Genomic DNA, 19,100 nt, shown 5'->3' on the forward strand with positions numbered 1-19,100 from the left:
CGCATGGGTCACCTGCGTCAGTAGGGCGGGGCTACCCGGACGCGTTGCTCACGGGCCGCCTCGGTCCACCACGCCAGATCATCGGCGAATCGGGGGAAAGCCTTGGTAAGAGCCGTACCGCCATCACCGGACGGGCTTCCCGTGACGTCGAGTGTGCTACCGATCGCGCCGACTGTCAGAGTGATCGAGATCACGACCATCCCCATCTCCGTGAGCGTGCCGTGCCAAGCGCCCGGCGGAATAGCTGGCGATCGCAGCGGGGCGCCAAAACCATTCCTCAAGGAAATGATCGGTCAGCTTCTTGAGGCCGGGCTGCGGGCCCCAATTATACTTCCCGGTCACGAAGACTAAGGCGTCGTTGCCGGTGCGCTTCGGATGTCGCGAAACGGTCATAGTTCCCGAGCAGGGATCGATCCGAAGCGAGCCGGCGCGCAGAACGCGGATCGGCCGCCAGGGGGATATGTTTACCATGATTTACCGCAAACTTGCAGCGTTGCTGCTGGTTGGTACCGCAACCGTTTCAAGCGTTCCGTTTGCCGAGGCCCAGACCGCGCCAGCGACGGCGGTCGCGGATACGGGCGATGCGGGCGATGAGATAATCGTGACCGCGAACCGGCGATCTGAGAACGCCGTCGATGTACCGGTCGCGGTGTCGGTCATCAGACCCGAGGCGCTGCGCGACTATCAGGCGGCCGGGGCCGATACGCTGCTGTCGCTATCCGGCCGCGTGCCCGGCTTGTACGTGGAATCGACCACGGGGCGCATCTTTCCGCGTTTCTACATCCGCGGGCTCGGCAATATCGACTTCTATCTCGGCGCGTCGCAGCCCGTGTCGATCATCCAGGACGACGTCGTGAAGGAGCATGTCGTCCTGAAGTCGAACCCGGCGTTCGACGTCGCCCAGGTCGAGGTGCTGAAGGGTCCGCAAGGGTCGCTGTTCGGCCGCAACACCACCGCCGGTATCATCAAGTTCGACAGCGTGCAGCCGACCGAGACGTGGCAGGGCCGCGGCTCGCTGAGCTATGGCACGTTCAACAGCATCAACGCCGATGTGGGTGTCGGCGGTCCGCTGACGCGCGACGGGAGCGTCAGCATCCGCGTGTCAGGCCTGTACCAGCATCGCGACGACTGGATCAGCAACACCTATACCGGCCCGTCCGACGACGGCACCGTCCCCGGTCGAAACGTGATGGGCGGATTCGACGAGAAGGACGTGCGCGTTCAGATCCTCGCCCGGCCCAGCGACCGGGCCAGCCTGCGCCTGTCGGGGCATATCCGCGACTATGACGGCACGGCCTCGATCTTCTATCGCGGGTCGATCAGGGTGGGTACGAACGCCGTTCCCGCCAGCTTCGATCGCCGCGTCGTGGCCTATGACGAGGCGCGCAACAATCCGCAGGCGTACAAGAACGAGGGCCTGTCGCTGAAGGCCGATTACGACTTCGGCGGGGCTACGCTGACGTCCATCACGGCCTGGGAACACGCGGCGGGGTTCAGCCGTGGCGATACCGATGGCGGTGCGGCGGCGAATTTCGGCGGCGTCGCGCCCAACATCTGCGCGGCAGGCTGCGGCCAGTCGCGGGGCCGGCTGCGCGGGCTGGACCAGTGGACGCAGGAAGTGCGCCTTGCCAGCCCGGATACCGGGCGTTTCAAGTGGCAGGTCGGCGGCATCTATTTTGATGCGCGCGACCGGACCGAATTCGCCCAGCGCTCCTTCTTCCTGACCAGCAACGCGCTGGGCACGACGCCGAACCCGCGCAATTATATCCTGCTGCGCAACGTCAACACCAGCTGGGCCGCGTTCGGCCAGGCGAGTTATGCGTTGACCGACGCGTTGACGCTGACCGGCGGCGTGCGGATCACCAACGACATCCGCACCACCAATCTGCTGCTCAACCCGAATTTCACGAGGCTGACCGTTCCGGCGACCGCGCCCACCGCGTCCTATGCCTGCGGCGCGGCAACGCGTTGCCGTCTCTCCGACACCCAGCCCAGCTGGGACGTCAGCCTGCTCTACAAGCTGGCGCCTGACGTCAGCGTCTATGCGCGCCATGCCCGGGGGTTCCGCGGCCCCACGGTGCAGGGCCGGTCGGCCGTCTTCGCTTCGGCCTATTCTACCGCCGGGTCGGAAAAGAACACCAGCTACGAAGGCGGCATCAAGGCCGTGTTCGCCGATGGCCGGATCAACGTGAACGTCGCCGGCTTCTACTACGAGGTCGACAACATCCAGCTGAACGGCAACGACAGCAACGGCAACGGCGTGCTGTTCAACGGCGGCAAGGGCAAGGGTTACGGTAGCGAGTTCGAAATCGAGGCCCGGCCGATCGACAATTTCCGCATCGGGGCCGGGCTCAGCCTCCTCCATACCGCGATCAACGCCCCCAACGTGTTCGCCCAGGTCGGTGCCGCCGGCGGCGTGTTGTCGGAAACCGTGCTGAATCCTACGGTGCGGATCGGCAACAATTATTACGCCAACATCAACGGCAATCCCTTTCCCAATGCGCCGGACTACAATGTCAACATCAACGCGCGGTATGACCTGCCGATCGCTGGCGACAGCAAGCTGTTCATCGCGAGCGATTTCACGATGCAGGGCAAGACGAACTTCGTCCTCTATCGCTCGGTCGAATACAACGCCGATGGCAACTTCGAGCTGGGTGGCCGGATCGGCTATGCTTTCGGCGCGTACGAAATCGCCGGTTTCGTCCGCAACCTGACGAACCGCACCAATCTGATCGGCGTGATCGACACGTCGAATTACCGTGCGGGAATCTACAACGACCCACGCGTCTTCGGTATCATGTTGAGCGGTTCGTTCCGCTGAACTATTGGCTGGGGACGGCATCTCCGATCGTCTCCAGCCTCTCCGTGTCGGATCGCGCGACGCGTTTATTGAGCGATCGTAAAGCCTTACGTTTGCAAAGGTGAACGAACGGCCTGTTTTAGGCGGTGGCTCGAGCGGGATAAGCGACGGCTTCTGGGTCGGCTCGGACCTCAGTGCGTTCGGCCAGTTCTAAAGCGTCCTCCACGTCGACGCCCAAGTAGCGGACCGTGCTGTCGATCTCGGCAATGCGATTGGCGCCTGGGCGGGCGGCATCGAGCGCTGCCGGCCGCTCCTGCGAGGGTTGAGGGGTCAAATTCGAAGCGCGGCGATCAATGCATCGCGGGCGAGTGCAACGCGGGGGTGCCGCAGCGATGATCGTGCCCAGACGAGGTAGAAGGTGTTGCACGGCACCCTGATCGGGGCAGGTATCTCGACAAGCGTGCAAGCGGCACGCTCGGCGTGGGTAAGGTAACCTGGCAGGACCGTCCAGCCAAGGCCGGCGCACACCCCGGATCGCAATACGCGCAAGTCAGGTGCGGTCAGGGCAGGCTGACGAGCGAGCTCGATGCGGTTGGCTTCCAGCCAAGCGCGCAGCAGCGGGCGATCGAGGTCGTACGCGAGATGCGGTATGCGGTCGAGGGCTGCGGCAAGGGGTTGGCCTGCCATCCGCTCGGCCACCGCCGGCGCGGCGACGGCACGCAGATCCTCCTCGCCCAGTTCTTGAAAGGCAAGCCGGGGCTCGTCCGGCTGCGACGCCGTCACGGCCAGATGTACCTTGTCTTCCAGCAGCAGGCGATAGAGCGCGTCGCGCCCGCCGATGTGGAGACGCAGATCCAGGCCCATGTCCAGCAACGGCGCCAGCCTGGGCGTGATCATCTCGCCCAGGAGATCCGATGGCGCCGCGATATGCACCGTGCCGGACATCCGCGAGGATCGCGCCCGCGCCGTGGCAAGGGCCGCTTCCGCGGTGTCGAGGCTGCTGCCGATCGATGCGGCAAGGTCGTCGGCGATCGCCGTCGCCCGCACGCCGCGGGAATGACGATCGAACAGGGGGTGGCCGAGCTGTGCCTCGAGCGAGGCGATGTGCTGTGATGCGGCGGGCTGGGTGATGCCGATCGCGCGGGCGGCCTCGCTCAACGACCGGCGCCGATAGACTTCGACAAAGGTGCGCAACTGCGACAGCGACATTTGGTCTCCATAACCTGTTTTATGGCCGATCGCCATTCCGCTTGGATTTGCTGATGCCCGCAAGGGCCTATCTGATGTGGCGTACGGACTTGACGGGTGCCTGGTCGCCGCCACCGGATCGCCCCACCGCGACCGGCGCGATGCCCACGATGACCGGTGCCCGCGTTCGCGATGTTTACGAAACAGGAGATTTGACGATGACCGGTATTCTCATGGTGATCACGTCCGCCGACCGCATGACCCCGGGGACCGAACCGACCGGTGTTTGGCTGGAAGAGCTGACCACCCCCTATTACGTCTTCCGCGATGGCGGGGCCGACGTAACACTGGCCTCGATCAAGGGCGGTGCGGTGCCGGTCGACCAGCGCAGCGTCAATGCGGACGGCGAGAACGACGCCTCCGTCGAACGCTATCTGAAGGACGAGGCGCTGAAGGCCGCGGTCGCGGATACGCCGGTATTCACCGACATCGACCCCAACGGCTATGACGCGCTGTTCCTGCCCGGCGGCCACGGCACGATGTTCGATTATCCCGGGAGCGCAGAATTGGCGCAGCTGGTGGAGCGGTTCGACCGCGCGGGCAAGATCGTCGCCGCCGTCTGCCATGGCCCGGCGGGTCTCGTGTCGGCCAAGAAGGCGGACGGCACGCCCTTCGTCGCCGGCCGGCGTGTCGCGGGCTTCACCGATAGCGAGGAACGCGCGGTCGGACTGGACCAGGCCGTACCCTTCCTGCTCGAAACCCGCCTCAAGGAACTCGGCGGCCAGCATGAGGCAGGCCCGGACTTTGCCCCCTTCGCCCTGCGCGACGGCAATCTGGTGACCGGCCAGAACCCGGCGAGCGCGACCCGTACGGCGGAACTCACGATGGACGCCCTCAAGGAAAAGGCAGCGTAATCGTGGGAAATCTTGCGATCATGCTGTGCGTCGCCGATCCTGCGGCGGCGATGCTCACCACGGGAGACGTCTGATGGCCCAATTGTTCGAGCCGTTGACGGTTGGCGGGCTCAGCCTCGCCAACCGCATCGTCATCGCGCCGATGTGCCAATATTCTGCCGAAGACGGTGCGATGACCGACTGGCACCAGATGCATCTGGGCCAGCTGGCCATGGCGGGGGCAGGCGCCCTGACGATCGAAGCCACCGCGGTCAGCCCGGAAGGGCGGATCACCTACGGCGACGTAGGCCTGTACGACGACCGTACCGAAGAAGCGATGCGGCGCGTGATCGACAGCGTGCGCCGCTGGTCGGATGTGCCGCTCGTCGTCCAGCTGGCGCACGCTGGCCGGAAGGCAAGCTGTGCCAAGCCGTGGCACGGGGGTGCGCAGATCGCGCCGGATGCCGAGAATGGCTGGCAAACGGTCGCGCCGAGCGCGATGTCCTATGCCGCGACCGATCACGCGCCCGTCGCCCTGGGCGAGGCGGGACTGGCGCGGATTCGCGATGCCTTCGCCGACGCTGCCCGGCGGGCAGCGCGGCTTGGGCTCGACGCGATCCAAATCCATGCCGCGCACGGCTATCTGCTCCACGAATTCCTCTCGCCGCTCTCCAATCATCGTGACGACGCCTATGGCGGCAGCCTTGCCAACCGTATGCGGTTCCCGCTCGAGGTCTTCGATGCCGTGCGCGACGCGTTTCCCGCCGACCGGCCCGTCACCGTCCGCGTCTCGGGGACGGATTGGGTCGAGGGCGGTTGGACGGTGGAGGAAACCGCGCAGTTTGCCCAAGCGCTCGAACGGCGCGGCTGTGCCGCCATCCATGTGTCGAGCGGTGGTCTTGATCCGCGCCAGCAGATTCCGATCGGTCCCGGCTATCAGGTGCCGCTGGCACGGACGGTCAAGGACGCGGTCACGATGCCCGTCATCGCGGTCGGTCTGATCACCGATCCGCAGCAGGCCGAACAGATTTTGCAGGACGGGCATGCGGACGCCATCGCCATCGCGCGCACTGCCTTGTGGGATCCGCGTTGGCCCTGGCACGCCGCCGCCGCGCTTGGCGCTTCGGTCAAGGCGCCGCCGCAATATCTCCGGTCCGAGCCGCATGAGGCGGGCCGCGTCCTGAAGGAGATGACGGGATGAAACGGGCCGCCACATTATTCCTTGCCGCCGCTGCCGTCGCCTCGATCGCGGTCGGTGCGACCGCCCGCGACACCGCGCGGCCAACCCGGATCGAGCGCGTCGCTGCGTTCGATGGCGCAATGCCGACCGGCGTGACCGTCGCGCCCAACGGCCGCATCTTCGTCAATTTTCCGCAATGGGGCGATCAGTCGCCTTTCACGGTTGCCGAACTGGTCGATGGCAAGGCGGTGCCCTATCCCGACGCCGCGACCAATCGGCCCGATCCGGCCGATCCGGCCGGCCACTTCATCTCAGTGCAGAGCGTCGTCGCCGACGGCGCCAACCGCCTATGGGTGCTCGACACGGCCGCACCGAACTTCGCACCGCCCCAGGCCGGTGGCGCGAAGCTTGTAGCCATCGACCTTGCGACCAATCGGGTGGTCAAGACGATCGTCCTGCCGTCCAGCGTCGTGCTGCCGACGACCTATCTCAACGACGTCCGCTTCGATTTGCGACAGGGGGAACAGGGCGTCGCCTACATCACCGACAGCAGCAACGCCGGCGTGGGCGGCATCATCGTCGTCGACCTCGCCAGTGGTCGGGCAATCCGCCGTCTGTCGGGCCATGCAACGACCAATCCTGAGCCGGGCTTCACGCCGACCGTCGATGGCGAGGTGCTGATGAACCGCCCGGCCAACGGGCCTGCGACGCCGGTCGCCATCGCCAGCGACGCCATCGCCCTGAGCGCCGATGGCAAAATACTATATTACGGCCCCCTGTCGGGCCGTACCCTGCATGCCGTGCCCACGGCGCTGCTGCGGGATCCTTCGGTTTCGGAGGACACGCTCGGCCGTGCGGTACGCAGCTTGGGGCGCAAGGGGGCGTCCGATGGCATTGCCGAGGACGACAGGGGGCGCGTCTTCGCCGGCGACTATGAGCACAATGCGATCCGCATGCTCGATCGCGGCACCTGGTCGACGCTGGTCAGTGATCCGCGGATCAGCTGGCCCGATACCCTGTCGATTGGCCCCGATGGCTATCTTTACTTCACCGCGAACCAGCTGCATCGCCAGCCCGGCTTTCATGGCGGACGCGACCTGCGTCGCAAGCCGTATGCGTTGCTACGGATCAAGGTCGGTAGCCGCCCGGTGCTCCTGACGCGGCACTGACACCGGACAACCGCCAGTCGGCCTGCGATCGTGATTGGTGTCGGCGCCGTATCAGGGGCCGACACGATCTTCACTGTTGCCACCACCTGCAACGTTTCACGCTCGGTAGCACAACGCAGCATCATGAGATTGCGGTCTGAACCGAGGCGGGGACCAATACATCCGCAATGGCCGGCGTCCCGGAACGCCGCTGTTCGAGCCCGCCGCACCTTCCCGCCACATGTACGTTTGCGGGAAAGCTGTATCGGCTGCTTCGGCGACCATAAGATCCACCTTCTTCGCGGAGGATCACGAGACGGGGTTTTGACACCCGCGATCCCACCGAAAAGGGGCGATCGGAGGTGGTTCGACAACCGGACATGCCTGTTGAAAAAGACCGGTGTGGGCGCTGCGTTACGGACAGCAGGTGAGCGCCACCTGAGGGTCGGTTGGTGAGATGCTGGCCGGTTCTCAATAGTTCTAGACGGCTTTGACACTTCGCTCAGGGCACGGGAGAGGGTGTCCGTCCCATTTGCCAATGCCGGTCTTTACCGGTGGATGCCCCTCTGCGTTGCATCGACGCTCCGCAACGCTTTTGATGCGAATGCGAGCAGGCAGACCAGCGTGCCCGCGCCGCCCAGCAGGACGAACAGCCAGCGAACGCCGATGATGTCGCCTAGCGGGGCCGAAGCGAGCAGGCCGACCGGGGCGGCCAGGCCCATCAGCGTCCCGAGCAGCGCCAACACCCGTCCCTGCAGCCGATTGGGCACCGTGGTCTGGACAAGCGCGGTGAACGGCGCATCCCCCATGATGAAGGTCACCCCGCTGACCGCCCAGAACATGGTCGCCAGCCAGAATAGCCGAGGCGGCATAAGGGCAGTCGCGGCGAGTGTCACGCAAGACAAGGTGAAGCCCCACACTATCCATCGCACCAGCTGCTTCGGCACGATCGTCGCAACGATCACGCCGCCTGCGATCATCCCGGCACCGCCGATACTTTCAAGGATCGCGACCTGTTGGGGGCCACCACCAAAATGCTGCTTCACCAAGAGCGGCAACAGGGTGAAGGTCGGCATGATGACCAACACCACCGCGGTCAGCAGCGCGTAGATGCGCAGCAGAAGGGGGCTTTGCCGAACCACCGCAACGCCTTCGCGAAATTCCGCCCAAAGGCCTGCGTTGTCGCGGTCACCGCGTTGTTGCGGGACCGCGAAGATCAGCAGCGGCGTGATGCCCAGGACGGCGGTTCCCACGTCGATCCACAACGCCATGCCGATCGGCATCATCGTGATCGCCAGGGCGCCGAGCGGCGCGGCAGCGACGGTGACGATCCCCATCAGCGTCTGATTCAGCCCTGCTGCGCGGGGGAGGAAGCCGCGCGGCACCAGCATCGCGGTGCTCGCCGACGATGCCGGCATCTGGAATGCACCCGCTGCGCTTCGCACGAACATGGCGACATAGACGTGCCACAGCGCAACCTGCCCGGTCAGGAACAACACGATCAGGATCACGACGCAGGCAGCCGCGATCAGGTCGGCGACGATCATCAATAACCGCCGACTGTAGCGATCGGCGAACGTTCCGCCGAGGGGGCCCAGCAACGCCTGGGGCAGCAGAGCCGCAAGTCCGGCGGTCGCCAGCGCGCCGAGATCCCCGGTCGTATCCGTGATCCACCAGATAAGGACGAACTGCGTTATTGCCGTCCCGATCATCGACAGCGCTTGACCGCCGAAGATCGACCAGTAGCGCCATTCCCAGCCAGGCCCCGGATCGATGCTCGATCCTGTCGCGGCCGGGTCGATGGTCGGAGCCGACGTCATAGCATTCGCGTAAGGACGTCGGCGTCGCGGCCGCGATCAAGGAAGCGGTGCTTGAGCGCCCCCAGAACATGAAGCGCGATCAGCACGAGCAGCGTGTAAGCCAGCGTCTTGTGCGCCCATGCGAAGATGGCGAAGGCGTGATCGTTCTTGGGGAGCAGTTCAGGCAACTCAAGGCCGAAGAAGGGCACGCCGTCGCTCTGCGAGAACGAGCTGGACATGCCGTAGCCCATCAGCGGCACGACGATGGCCAGCGCCAGCATCGCATATTGCACGATGGTCGACAGCGTCGTTTCCCATCTCGCCAGGCCACCTGGATGTGGCGGCACGCCGGATCGATGGCGAACGAACAGGGCGATCGTCCCGATCATGAAGGCCAGCACGCCGAATTCCTTGTGGACGGGATACATCCATTCGAATTTGGCGGCGATGCTGTCGGGCAGCGCGGTCATCGCCCATCCCAGCGTGATAAGCGCAAGGATCAATGTCGCGCGCATCCAGTGCAGCAGACGCATCGGCAACGGGTAACGGTCGGATCGCTGGTTCATTGTTGTTTCCCGGCTTGGGTATCGCCACCCAGCGCGCGGTACATCGCGGCGGCAGCGGTCAGTTGATCGCGACGGACGGTCAGCACCATCTGCCGCGCGGCATAGGCGGCGCGTTGCGCGTCGAGAAGTTCGAGCCGGCCTGTCTGACCAGCACGATAGGCAAGGTTGGACAGCGACACGCGGCGCTCCGCTGCTGTCGCCACCGCGCGCTGCTCGGTCAGTTGCGTCGCATAGGTCGCCTGCGCGGCAAGGCCGTCGGCGACCTCTCGAAACCCGGTCTGGATCGCCTTTTCATAGGTTGCGACAGCGGCCGAGGTCCGCAGCCGGGCGAGATCGAGACTGCCGCGCAGCTCGCCACCGCGAAAGATCGGGACGCTGACCGCCGGCGCGTAGGACCAGGATCTGTTGACGCCGCGGAACAGCGTGTCGAGCGCGAGACTTGCGAACCCGAAGGCCGCCGTCAGCGACACGCGCGGAAAGAAGGCCGCGCGCGCCGCGCCGATATCGGCATTGGCGGCGCGCAGATCCTGCTCCGCCTGGCCGATGTCGGGGCGACGCAGCAACAGGTCGGACGGCGCACCCGCTGCAAGAGCGGTGCGGATCGGCTGTTCGATCAACGGGACCGGCGCCGGCAGGTCGATCGGGAGGGGCGCGCCGACCGCAAGCACGAGTGCATTGATCCCTTGCGCGCGTTCGCGTTCGCGCTGGGCCAGATCGGCCTGCGCCTGGCGCACCAGCCCCTCGGCCTGCGCCAGATCGACGCCGCTCGCCTGCCCGGCATCGTGACGGCGACGGGTGATGTCGAGCGCGGTGCGCCAGTCGGCCAGCGTCGCCGCGGTCAGCGCAAGCTGCTCGTCGGCGAGCCGTTCGTTCCAATAGGCGTCGGCGACCGCGCCGATCACCGTCAGCCGCACCGCGCGGCGCGCCTCCACCGTCGCGAGCCAGCGGTGGAACGCCGCCTCGTTCAGCGCACGCAGGCGACCGAACAGGTCGATCTCGAAGCTGGTCAGCGCGGCCTGCGCGGTGAATTGCCCGAAGGTATAGCCGCCGGGCGTGCTGCCCGTTCCCGCACCGGGTGTCAGGCCAACGCCGGCGCCCGCCACGCCGGCGGGCTGGCGCTGCCGCGTATAGCCGCCGTCGAGGTTGACCGCGGGTAGCGACTGTGTGTGCTGCACCCGCACCTGCGCGCGCGCCATCTCGGCGTTCAGCGCGGCGATACGCAGATCGCGGCTTTCGTCCAGCGATAGCGCGATCAGCCGTTGCAGCCGCGCATCGCCAAACATGCCCCGCCATTCCGGCAGCGCCTCGCCCCCATGCGCGGAGGGATAGGCATCTGCGACGGGGGGCGTCGGCAGCGCCAGCTTCGGCGTCATCGAACAGCCTGCGGTGGTCGCCATCATCACGGCGAGGATCAGCGAACGTATCGTCATGCCGCCTTGCCCGCCCGCCGCGTGCGCCAGCGTTCGGCCATGCCCACCACGACCACGAAGAAGGTCGGCACGAACACCAGCGCCAACAGCGTGCCGGTGATCATCCCGCCGAACACGCCGGTGCCGATCGCGTGCTGCGTTTCCGCGCTTGCGCCGCCCGCCAGCATCAGCGGCATCACGCCGAGCGTGAAGGCAAGGCTGGTCATGACGATCGGGCGCAGCCGTACGCGCGCGGCGGCGATCGCTGCCTCGACCAGACTGCTGCCGGCCTCGCGATATTGCCTGGCGAACTCGACGATCAGGATCGCGTTCTTGGCGCTCAGCCCGATGATGGTGACGAGCCCGACCTTGAAGAACACGTCGTTCGACAGGTCGCGCAGCAGCACTGCCGCCACCGCGCCGATCAACCCGAGCGGGACGACCAGCAATACCGCCATCGGGATCGACCAGCTCTCGTAGAGCGCGGCCAGCACCAGGAACACGACCAGCATCGACAAGGCCAGCAGCATCGGTGCCTGCGCGCCTGCGTTGCGCTCCTGGAGCGACTGCCCGGTCCATTCGATCGCGAAACCGGTGGGCAGGTCTGCGGCAAGCCTCTCCATCTCGCGCATGGCATCGCCGCTGGACGTACCGGGAGCAGCGGTGCCGGTAATGCTGACGGAGGGATACCCGTTGTAGCTGGCGAGCTGGAGCGGGCTGTTGCTCCACACCGGCGTGACCAGTTCGGCGAGTGGCACCGTGCCGCCGGCTGCATTCCTGACCCGCAGACGCATCACGTCGTCGAGGTGCATGCGGTGCGCAGGCTCGGCCTGCACGATCACCTGCTGCAAGCGCCCTTGATTGGGGAAGTCGTTGACGTAGCTGCTGCCGAGCGCCGTGCCGATCATGTCACTGATCGCGGTGAACGACACACCGAGCGCACGCGCCTTTGCCCGGTCGATGTTGAGCCGCACGCTGGTACCGGCCGGCAGCCCCTCGGCGTAGACGCCGCTCAGCCTGGCGTTGCGGGCAGCATGCGCGATGAGCAGGTCGCGCGCGACGAACAACGCCTCGCGGCCCTTGCCCGCACGATCTTCCAGTCGCAGCGCGAAACCGGACGAGGTGCCCAGTTCGTCGATTGCCGGGGGCGTGACGCTCATCACCTGACCTTCGTGGATGGCACCCGCCATCGCTGTCTCTGCGGCCGCCACTTCCTTGGCGACGTTCGTGCCGCGCCGATCGCCCCAATCCTTCAGCATCGTGAAGACCATCGCCGCATTCGGCCCCGAGCCCGAAAAGCCGAAGCCGAGGATCGCTTCGGTCGTATCGATCCCCGGGCGGGTGGCGGCATGGCGCTCATAGGCCTGCACCGCGTCGAGCGTGCGGGTTGCGGTCGCGTCGGCGGGCAGCTGGAAACTGGTCATGAAATAGCCCTGATCCTCCTCCGGCATGAACGAGGACGGGAGAGTGGCGAAGGCGAGCCCGAGCATCCCGACAATCGCGATGAAGGCGAGCATCATCCGCCCGCTGGCCTTCAGCAGCCGCGCGATCCAGCCCTGATAGCGCTGCGTCAACCGGTCGAACCGATCGTCGAACCATGTGAAGAAGCGGTTCTTGCGCGGCGCGTCCTCCAGCGGCTTCAGCAACGTCGCGCACAACGCCGGGGTGAGGGTCAGCGCCAGCAGCGCGGAAAACAGGATCGATACCGCCATCGCCATCGAAAACTGGCGATAGATCGTACCGACCGATCCCGTCGCCATTGCCATCGGGATGAACACCGCCGACAGCACCAGCGTGATGCCGATGATCGCGGGCGTGATCTCTTCCATCGCCTTGCGCGTGGCGTCCCTCGGCGACAGCTGCTCCTCGTGCATCAATCGCTCGACATTCTCGACGACGACGATCGCATCGTCGACGATGATGCCGATCGCCAGCACCATGCCGAACATCGTCAGCACATTGATCGAATAGCCGGTCGCCAGCATGACCGCGATCGTGCCGAGCAGCGCGATCGGCGCGACGATGGCGGGGATCAGCGTATAGCGGACCTTCTGCAGGAACAGGTACATGACGAGAAAGACCAGCACCATCGCTTCGGCCAGCGTGTGCAGCACCTTCTCGATCGAAATGCGCACGAACGGGGCGGTGTCGAACGGGGCGGTCCAGCTCATTCCCTGCGGCAGTGCGCGGGACAACTCGGTCATCCGTTCGCGTACGGCACTTGACGCAGCGACGGCGTTGGCGCCGGGCGTGAGCTGGATGCCGACCGACGCCGCGACCTTGCCGTTCTCGCGGGTGGCGTTGCCGAAGCTCTGACGGCCAAGCTCGATCCGGGCGACCTTGTCGAGGGTCACGCTCGATCCGTCGGTATCTGCTTTAAGGATGATGGCCGCGAAATCCTCAGGGGTCTTCAGCTGGCCATCGGCCGTCAGCGGCACCAGCACGCGCTGGCCCGCGGTCGTCGGTTCGGCGCCCAGCGCACCGGGTGCGATCTGGACGTTCTGCTCGGCAATCGCGGCGGTCACGTCGGTCGCGGTCAGCCCGAACCCGGCGAGCTTTGCCGGGTCGATCCAGATCCGCATCGCGCGCTCGGCCGAGAAATTCTGGACGCGGCCGACACCGGGCACACGCTTCAGCTCATCGACGATGTTGCGCGTCATGTAATCGGAAAGCTCGACCTCGTCCTGCCGTCCGTCCGACAGCAGGCTGACGATCATCAGAAAGCCCGATGCGGCGGATTCGACGGTCACGCCGGTCTGGCGCACCACCTGCGGCAGACGCGGCTCGATCGTCTTGAGCCGGTTCTGCACATCGACCTGCGCCAGCTCCGGGTCGGTGCCGGGGCGGAAGGTCGCCGTGATCGTCGCGGACCCCGACGTGTCGGCCGAGCTTTCGAAATACAGCAGGTTCTTCACGCTCGAAAGCTCGCGCTGAACCAGCGAGACGACGCTGTCGTTCAGCGTCTGCGGCGTTGCACCGGGGTAGCTGGCATAGATGCTGACGGTCGGCGGCGCGACATTGGGAAAGCGGGCAACCGGCATCTGCGGAATGGCGATGACGCCCATCAGCACGATCGCGATCGCGATGACCCAGGCGAACACCGGGCGGTCGATGAAGAAGCGGGGCATCGTTCAGCCCCCCGTCCGGTCGCGCCACGGCCGTTGCCTGACCGGGGTGTCGGGGCGAATGCGGTCCTGCCCCTCGACGATTACCACGTCACCCGCCTTCAGCCCGGTACTGACGACGTAACGCCCGTCCGTCAGCGCACCCAGGGTCACCGGGCGAACGTGCACCCGGTCCTGCCCGTCGACGACACTGACCTGCGCCTGTCCGTTGCCGGCCCGCGTCACGGCCTGTTGCGGCACCAGCAGCGCGGCGGGCAGCGCGGCACGGGGCAGCCGCGCCCGGACGAACATGCCGGGCAGCAGCCGCTCGCCCGGATTGGGCACCTCGACGCGGACGAGCGCATCGCCGGTGTTCGGATCGACCGCGATGCCGGAAAACAGGATGCGTCCCCGCAACGGCGGCTGACCGGCCGCGGCGACGATCTCGGCGGTGCTCGCGCCGGCGCCCTGCTCGCGCAGCTCCGCATATCGCCCGGCGGGCTGACGCACGTCGACATAAACCCGGTCGATCTGGTGGATCGTCGCCAGGGGGTTCGTATCGGCCGCGGCGACCAGCGCCCCCTCCGTCACATTGGTCGCCCCGATGCGCCCGGTGATCGGTGCGGTGATGCGGGAGAAGCCGACATCGATCTGGCGACGCCGCAGCGTGGCGCGTGCTTCCGCCAGTTCCGCCGACGCCTGCTCGCGCGCCGCGACCGCATCATCATAGGTCTGGCGGCTGATCGCGTCCGCCTGCACCAGCGGCTTCAGGCGATCGGCCTGCGTCCGGGTGCGCGCATAGGCGGCGGCGGCCCTGGCGACCGTCGCGCGCGCGGTGTCGGCATCGGCGCGGAACGGCGCGGGGCTGATCTGGAACAGCACCTGCCCGGCGTGGACGGTCGCGCCCTGCTCGAACAGGCGGCGTTGCACGATCCCGCCGACCTGCGGCCTGATCTCCGCCGTACGGAACGCGACGACGCGGCCCGGCAATTCATCCACAGCCGTCACCGCCCGTGGTGCCATCCGGATCGTCAGCACCTCGATCTCGCTGGTCGTCTCCGCAGGCGCTTGCGCGGAGCAGCCACCCAGCATGACGGCCAGCATGATGGCCATCAGAGAGCCGATGCAGGCGGTCGTCGGACGGTGGCTGTTCTTCATGGCGTCGCTCATCGGCGCGCTTGGTTGCCGTCACGTCGAGATTGTGTGGAGACTATATGGAGGCGTGCTGGCGGCCGTGCGGAAAGTCGGGTTAGGATGACGTCATGCCGAAGCCTGCCATCCCATGAGCCCGCTTGCCCTGATTGCGGAGGACGACCGCGACATCGCCGATATCGTCCGTGCCTATCTCGAGCGCGAGGGGTTCCGTACGGTGCAGGCGAACGATGGACGCACCGCGCTCGACCTGCACTCGGCGCTCAAGCCGGACATCCTGCTCCTCGACATTTCGATGCCGTTGATGGACGGATGGGAGGTACTGGCGGAGGTCCGACGCCGCGGTAACACGCCGGTCGTGATCGCGACTGCGCTCGATCAGGATATCGACAAGCTGCAGGCGCTTCGCGTCGGCGCGGACGATTATGTGGTAAAGCCGTTCAATCCGGTTGAGGTGGTGGCTCGGGTCAAGGCGGTGCTGCGGCGCACGGGCGGAGATAATGGCAGCGGCGTGCTGCGGGTCGGCCCGGTCGAGATCGAAACCGGCGCGCATATGGTCCGCACCGCGGCAGGCGAGGTCGCGTTGACGCTGACCGAATTTCGACTGCTCACGCACATGGCGCGCGTACCTACCCGTGTGTTCAGTCGCAGCGAACTGCTCGATGCCTGTCTGCCGGGCTCCGACGCGCTCGATCGCACCGTCGACAGCCATGTCAGCAAACTGCGCCGCAAGCTGGAGCAGGCAGGCGCCCCGGATATGCCGGAGGGTGTTCGCGGCGTGGGCTATCGCTTGTGGTCGCGCGGATGAGCCGGCAGATCAGTCTTACCCGGCAATTATCGATTGCGATGGCGGGGCTGGCCTTCGTCGCCGTCGTGGTCAGCACCGTCGTCTTTTACATCGTCTATGCCGTGCTTGAGCAGTGGCGGTTCCTGCCCCCCATGCCCTCCAGCGCAGCTGACACCACCGGGCTCGATCTTGGCATCACGCTCGCTGCCGCCGGGATCGGGATTGTTCTCGCCCTGGTCATCGCGATCCGGCTTGCGCGCAGGATCGTTCGACCGTTGGGCGCAGTGGGGGATGCGGCGCGTCGGATCGCGTCCGGTGACCTTGCCACAAGGATCGATGCCGTTCCCGGCTCGCATGGCGAAGCCGCAACGCTGATCGCCGACTTCAACGCAATGGCGGGTCGTTTGCAACGCATGTCCGACGATGTGAAGGTCTGGAACGCGCAGATCGCGCATGAGCTGCGCACGCCGCTGACCGTCCTGCGCGGCCGGCTCCAGGGGGCCCGGGATGGCGTGTTCGCCCTTGATGATGCGCTGATCACCGGGCTGATGAAGCAGGTGGACGGCTTGACCCGACTGGTCGAGGACCTTCGCAGTGTGAGCCTAGCCGATAGCGGGCGGCTCGAAATGGTCATGGCGGACATCGATCTGGCCGCCGAACTGACCGAGTTGCAGCCCCTCCTGCTGTCGATGCTCGCACCCGACGGATTTGATCTGCAACTGGCCCTCGAGCCTGGTGTGGTACGGGCGGATGCCGCTCGCATCCGACAGGCCGTCTTTGCCCTGGTCGACAATGCGCGTCGCCATGCCGATCCGTGCACCGTGCGGATCGCGATCGGGTTCGCGACAGAGGCGGCAACGATCTCCGTAGCCGACAAAGGGCCCGGCCTGCCGCCGGGCTTTGCCGGCGATGCCTTTCGCCAGTTCACCCGTGGCACCCGTCAACGCGGGGGATCTGGGCTCGGACTGGCGGTGGTGCGTGGCATTGCGCAGGCGCATGGGGGTGACGTGGTCTACCGACAGTCGCCCGACGATTTCGCCTTTTGCATCAGCCTGCCCCGGAGCAGGCCAAGGTAGCGATGAATTGGCATCGGCCGAAGCTGAACGGGTGTGATGCAGCGGTCAGCGCCCCCCGCCAACCTGCCACGTCAAGCCGCGACAAGTTCGATGTTGGGGTGATCGCCGATGATCTCGAGGACGATATCGAAATAGGTTTGCCCAGTGCCTCGCTCGAGGGCATCCAGCTGGCCGGCGATCCTGTCGACGTTGAACGTGTCGGGCCGTTTGAGCTTTTCCGCCAGGAACGTGCGCGTCGCGGCAAGGCCGAGCGCCGATCTGCTGACGTCCATGTCCCGCCAGATCAGTTTGACCGGCTCACGCCCGTCGATCGCGCCATACCCCCCGTACAGCAGGTCGTTCAACGCATCGAGGCTTTCGCCGAGCGACCAGCTTTCGTCCGCCATGAAGACGCGATTGATTTCGGCATAGAATGTCGGAATGTCGACGATGGCGCGACCGAGGATCTCCAATGTCCTGATCACGCCGGGTCAGCCCGCCGCCATGCCCTCGACCGCGCGAAGCGGAGTCTGCTCGAAGGTGGCGGGCTGTCCGACGGCCCCGAAAACCTCTGCCGTCAGCGGCGAAGAGATCGCGCCGGCGCCGATGGTCAGCGTGATCCGGGCAACGTGCACGCTTCGACTGCGAGGAAAGACGGGTCCGGCAACCCAGCGGATCTCGGCCACTGCGCGATGGCCGGCTGCAAGCCGCAGCGGCACCATTGCCGGACCTGGGTGCATCCCGCGCGGTGCCTGGCGAACCACCGGAAGAATGCGATTTCGCGCATCGCGCATCTGTATCCGGGGCAGGGTGGCCAGCAGGCAATCCTGACCCATGTTGCGAACCGACAACCCGGTTCCCGCGTGCGACATGCCATTGAAATCCCCGTCGCCGGCGTCGAGCGACAGGCGAAGCTGACCTGCCTGGCAGGGCGGCGGTAGCGGGGACGACGCGGTGAGCAGCAGGGTAGCGAGGATCGGCATGTCTCGTCTCTAAAGATATGGCCGGGCGTTACGAACGGCGCCGGAACGGCGGTGTCGGTGATGCCCGGCCTTATGTCAGTAGCGGCAATAGCCCTCATCACGGGACACCATGAGGCAATCCGACTTGCCGGCGAGGGCGCTGCGATTGATCGCATTGCCCTTGCTCGGACGGAGGGTCTCGGTGACGCCGTTGCGCCGGAAGCTCAGGCCCGCGGGCGTGACCTTGCCGATGAATTTGCCGCGCATATTCGCGTCGAGCCCCCACTGATTGTCGATCACGAAGCCGCTGTCCTGGTGAGTGATCTTCAGATACGTGCCTTCGCCGCCCCGCCAGCGGCCGACGAATGCGGCAGGGGGCAGCAGGCGCGCCGGCGTGCTCGCCTGCGGCAGCCTTGCCCCAAGCGTCGTCGCCCGTGCCTTGGTTGCCTTGATCCAGCATTGCGCGATGGCAAGCGATGCCATCGATCCGCCGCTATTGCCGCGGGCCAGGCAGTCACGATCCCGTGACGTCAACCAGGCGCGCTGCTCGGCCAGCAGCTTCTGTTGCGCCGCCGGTTGCAGTCGGCCACGCAGGGACGCGTAGCGAGCGGTCATCTGCGCATCGGCAACGCGCAGGTCGTGTGCCGCACAGCGCTGCATATCCAACGTCGACATGCACCGCGCGGGCGGGGGATCACGAAACGCCGGATTGTTCATGAAGGCGCCAGCGGTCTGCGCGCTCGCCGGCACGGCACAGACGGCACCGGCGACGACTGCAGAAAAGCACAGTATCAGCTTCATGTTCTTGTCCTCTTTGATCCGGCCTGCGCTGGATGTGACGTGCCGAATGTGAATGTGCGATGACAGGCACAGACAAGCAGCAACGCCCCTCGACGTGGCTGGCTCCGAAACGGACGGGAATCGTAGCCTTTGCCGCACAGCGCAGGCCCCGCGTCACCTGTTCGAGTTCCCCGAAGCAGGGTATGGGGCATTGGAACGCAGGGAAAACAGGTGCACGGAAATTCCGCTTTAGGCCATCAGGATGGCTCCGAAA

Annotated in this window: 17 protein-coding genes; 6 read left to right on the forward strand and 11 right to left on the reverse strand. The window is 66.2% G+C overall.

Translation table 11 applies throughout. From position 1 onward, the window contains the following. Positions 1-17 precede the first annotated feature (17 nt). Both ASE58_RS18400 and ASE58_RS18505 read right to left on the reverse strand, forming a co-directional pair. Complete coding sequence (locus tag ASE58_RS18400) at positions 18-200, reverse strand: hypothetical protein (RefSeq protein ID WP_235511963.1); 183 nt, start codon at positions 198-200, stop codon at positions 18-20. After that, complete coding sequence (locus ASE58_RS18505; RefSeq protein ID WP_327196343.1) at positions 157-471, reverse strand: NADPH-dependent FMN reductase; 315 nt, start codon at positions 469-471, stop codon at positions 157-159. Before ASE58_RS18505 ends, ASE58_RS18400 begins: the two co-directional genes overlap by 44 nt. Here ASE58_RS18505 and ASE58_RS16670 point away from each other — a divergent pair. Next, positions 470-2,824: a TonB-dependent receptor gene (locus tag ASE58_RS16670; RefSeq protein ID WP_055824036.1), complete on the forward strand. Its 2,355-nt coding sequence runs from the start codon at positions 470-472 to the stop codon at positions 2,822-2,824. The two genes, ASE58_RS18505 and ASE58_RS16670, sit on opposite strands and share 2 nt — an antisense overlap. A 309-nt stretch (positions 2,825-3,133) precedes the next feature. On the opposite strand, the gene ASE58_RS16675 is transcribed toward ASE58_RS16670, so the two are convergent. Further along, positions 3,134-4,048: a LysR family transcriptional regulator gene (locus ASE58_RS16675; protein ID WP_235515930.1), complete on the reverse strand. Its 915-nt coding sequence runs from the start codon at positions 4,046-4,048 to the stop codon at positions 3,134-3,136. A gap of 161 nt (positions 4,049-4,209) precedes the next feature. On the opposite strand from ASE58_RS16675, the gene ASE58_RS16680 reads away from it, so the two are divergent. The 3 genes from ASE58_RS16680 to ASE58_RS16690 all read left to right on the forward strand — a co-directional run bounded on the left by ASE58_RS16680 (position 4,210) and on the right by ASE58_RS16690 (position 7,233). After that, positions 4,210-4,905, forward strand: a complete 696-nt coding sequence (locus ASE58_RS16680) for a type 1 glutamine amidotransferase domain-containing protein (RefSeq protein WP_055824037.1) — start codon at positions 4,210-4,212, stop codon at positions 4,903-4,905. A 73-nt stretch (positions 4,906-4,978) separates the two neighbouring features. Next, a complete protein-coding gene (locus ASE58_RS16685; RefSeq protein ID WP_055823857.1) occupies positions 4,979-6,085 on the forward strand; it encodes an NADH:flavin oxidoreductase/NADH oxidase in 1,107 nt (368 codons plus the stop codon). Next, positions 6,082-7,233: an L-dopachrome tautomerase-related protein gene (locus ASE58_RS16690; RefSeq protein ID WP_055823860.1), complete on the forward strand. Its 1,152-nt coding sequence runs from the start codon at positions 6,082-6,084 to the stop codon at positions 7,231-7,233. Before ASE58_RS16685 ends, ASE58_RS16690 begins: the two co-directional genes overlap by 4 nt. A 527-nt stretch (positions 7,234-7,760) precedes the next feature. On the opposite strand, the gene ASE58_RS16695 is transcribed toward ASE58_RS16690, so the two are convergent. The 5 genes from ASE58_RS16695 to ASE58_RS16715 are packed head-to-tail and all read right to left on the reverse strand — an operon-like array spanning position 7,761 to position 15,260. Continuing rightward, positions 7,761-9,032, reverse strand: coding sequence for an MFS transporter (locus ASE58_RS16695; protein ID WP_055823862.1), 1,272 nt, complete (start codon positions 9,030-9,032; stop codon positions 7,761-7,763). Then, a complete protein-coding gene (locus ASE58_RS16700; protein WP_055823865.1) occupies positions 9,029-9,577 on the reverse strand; it encodes a cytochrome b in 549 nt (182 codons plus the stop codon). Before ASE58_RS16700 ends, ASE58_RS16695 begins: the two co-directional genes overlap by 4 nt. Beyond that, positions 9,574-11,007, reverse strand: coding sequence for an efflux transporter outer membrane subunit (locus ASE58_RS16705; RefSeq protein WP_082468195.1), 1,434 nt, complete (start codon positions 11,005-11,007; stop codon positions 9,574-9,576). The genes ASE58_RS16700 and ASE58_RS16705 overlap by 4 nt, the downstream gene beginning before the upstream one ends. Then, the gene (locus ASE58_RS16710) at positions 11,004-14,114 is read right to left on the reverse strand and encodes a multidrug efflux RND transporter permease subunit (protein ID WP_055823869.1); all 3,111 of its coding nucleotides are present in this window, start codon (positions 14,112-14,114) and stop codon (positions 11,004-11,006) included. The genes ASE58_RS16705 and ASE58_RS16710 overlap by 4 nt, the downstream gene beginning before the upstream one ends. A 3-nt stretch (positions 14,115-14,117) precedes the next feature. Further along, on the reverse strand, positions 14,118-15,260 hold the full coding sequence (locus ASE58_RS16715; protein WP_235513664.1) for an efflux RND transporter periplasmic adaptor subunit: 1,143 nt from the start codon (positions 15,258-15,260) through the stop codon (positions 14,118-14,120). Positions 15,261-15,372: 112 nt separating this feature from the next. Here ASE58_RS16715 and ASE58_RS16720 point away from each other — a divergent pair, with 112 nt between their 5' ends. Further along, positions 15,373-16,050, forward strand: coding sequence for a response regulator (locus tag ASE58_RS16720; protein WP_055823874.1), 678 nt, complete (start codon positions 15,373-15,375; stop codon positions 16,048-16,050). Further along, positions 16,047-17,105 (forward strand): ATP-binding protein, encoded by a 1,059-nt coding sequence (locus ASE58_RS16725; RefSeq protein ID WP_156347802.1) that lies wholly within the window; start codon positions 16,047-16,049, stop codon positions 17,103-17,105. Before ASE58_RS16720 ends, ASE58_RS16725 begins: the two co-directional genes overlap by 4 nt. 71 nt (positions 17,106-17,176) lie before the next feature. Here ASE58_RS16725 and ASE58_RS16730 read toward each other — a convergent pair whose 3' ends face one another. The 3 genes from ASE58_RS16730 to ASE58_RS16745 form a co-directional block, all read right to left on the reverse strand. Further along, a complete protein-coding gene (locus ASE58_RS16730) occupies positions 17,177-17,569 on the reverse strand; it encodes a barstar family protein (protein WP_156347803.1) in 393 nt (130 codons plus the stop codon). 6 nt (positions 17,570-17,575) lie between these two features. After that, positions 17,576-18,067, reverse strand: a complete 492-nt coding sequence (locus tag ASE58_RS17675; protein ID WP_055894800.1) for a DUF4232 domain-containing protein — start codon at positions 18,065-18,067, stop codon at positions 17,576-17,578. A 75-nt stretch (positions 18,068-18,142) separates the two neighbouring features. After that, positions 18,143-18,847: a lysozyme inhibitor LprI family protein gene (locus ASE58_RS16745; protein ID WP_055823902.1), complete on the reverse strand. Its 705-nt coding sequence runs from the start codon at positions 18,845-18,847 to the stop codon at positions 18,143-18,145. Positions 18,848-19,100 lie beyond the last annotated feature (253 nt).

Source organism: Sphingomonas sp. Leaf9 (assembly GCF_001421355.1).
In the GTDB taxonomy this organism is placed as follows: Bacteria; Pseudomonadota; Alphaproteobacteria; order Sphingomonadales; family Sphingomonadaceae; genus Sphingomonas.

Coding starts and splice junctions, on each gene's coding strand:
- ASE58_RS18400 (WP_235511963.1), bottom strand. CDS start 200: ATGGTCGTGATCTCGATCACTCTGACAGTCGGCGCGATCGGTAGCACA.
- ASE58_RS16670 (WP_055824036.1), top strand. CDS start 470: ATGATTTACCGCAAACTTGCAGCGTTGCTGCTGGTTGGTACCGCAACC.
- ASE58_RS18505 (WP_327196343.1), bottom strand. CDS start 471: ATGGTAAACATATCCCCCTGGCGGCCGATCCGCGTTCTGCGCGCCGGC.
- ASE58_RS16675 (WP_235515930.1), bottom strand. CDS start 4,048: ATGGCGATCGGCCATAAAACAGGTTATGGAGACCAAATGTCGCTGTCG.
- ASE58_RS16680 (WP_055824037.1), top strand. CDS start 4,210: ATGACCGGTATTCTCATGGTGATCACGTCCGCCGACCGCATGACCCCG.
- ASE58_RS16685 (WP_055823857.1), top strand. CDS start 4,979: ATGGCCCAATTGTTCGAGCCGTTGACGGTTGGCGGGCTCAGCCTCGCC.
- ASE58_RS16690 (WP_055823860.1), top strand. CDS start 6,082: ATGAAACGGGCCGCCACATTATTCCTTGCCGCCGCTGCCGTCGCCTCG.
- ASE58_RS16695 (WP_055823862.1), bottom strand. CDS start 9,032: ATGACGTCGGCTCCGACCATCGACCCGGCCGCGACAGGATCGAGCATC.
- ASE58_RS16700 (WP_055823865.1), bottom strand. CDS start 9,577: ATGAACCAGCGATCCGACCGTTACCCGTTGCCGATGCGTCTGCTGCAC.
- ASE58_RS16705 (WP_082468195.1), bottom strand. CDS start 11,007: ATGACGATACGTTCGCTGATCCTCGCCGTGATGATGGCGACCACCGCA.
- ASE58_RS16710 (WP_055823869.1), bottom strand. CDS start 14,114: ATGCCCCGCTTCTTCATCGACCGCCCGGTGTTCGCCTGGGTCATCGCG.
- ASE58_RS16715 (WP_235513664.1), bottom strand. CDS start 15,260: ATGAGCGACGCCATGAAGAACAGCCACCGTCCGACGACCGCCTGCATC.
- ASE58_RS16720 (WP_055823874.1), top strand. CDS start 15,373: ATGAGCCCGCTTGCCCTGATTGCGGAGGACGACCGCGACATCGCCGAT.
- ASE58_RS16725 (WP_156347802.1), top strand. CDS start 16,047: ATGAGCCGGCAGATCAGTCTTACCCGGCAATTATCGATTGCGATGGCG.
- ASE58_RS17675 (WP_055894800.1), bottom strand. CDS start 18,067: ATGCCGATCCTCGCTACCCTGCTGCTCACCGCGTCGTCCCCGCTACCG.
- ASE58_RS16745 (WP_055823902.1), bottom strand. CDS start 18,847: ATGAAGCTGATACTGTGCTTTTCTGCAGTCGTCGCCGGTGCCGTCTGT.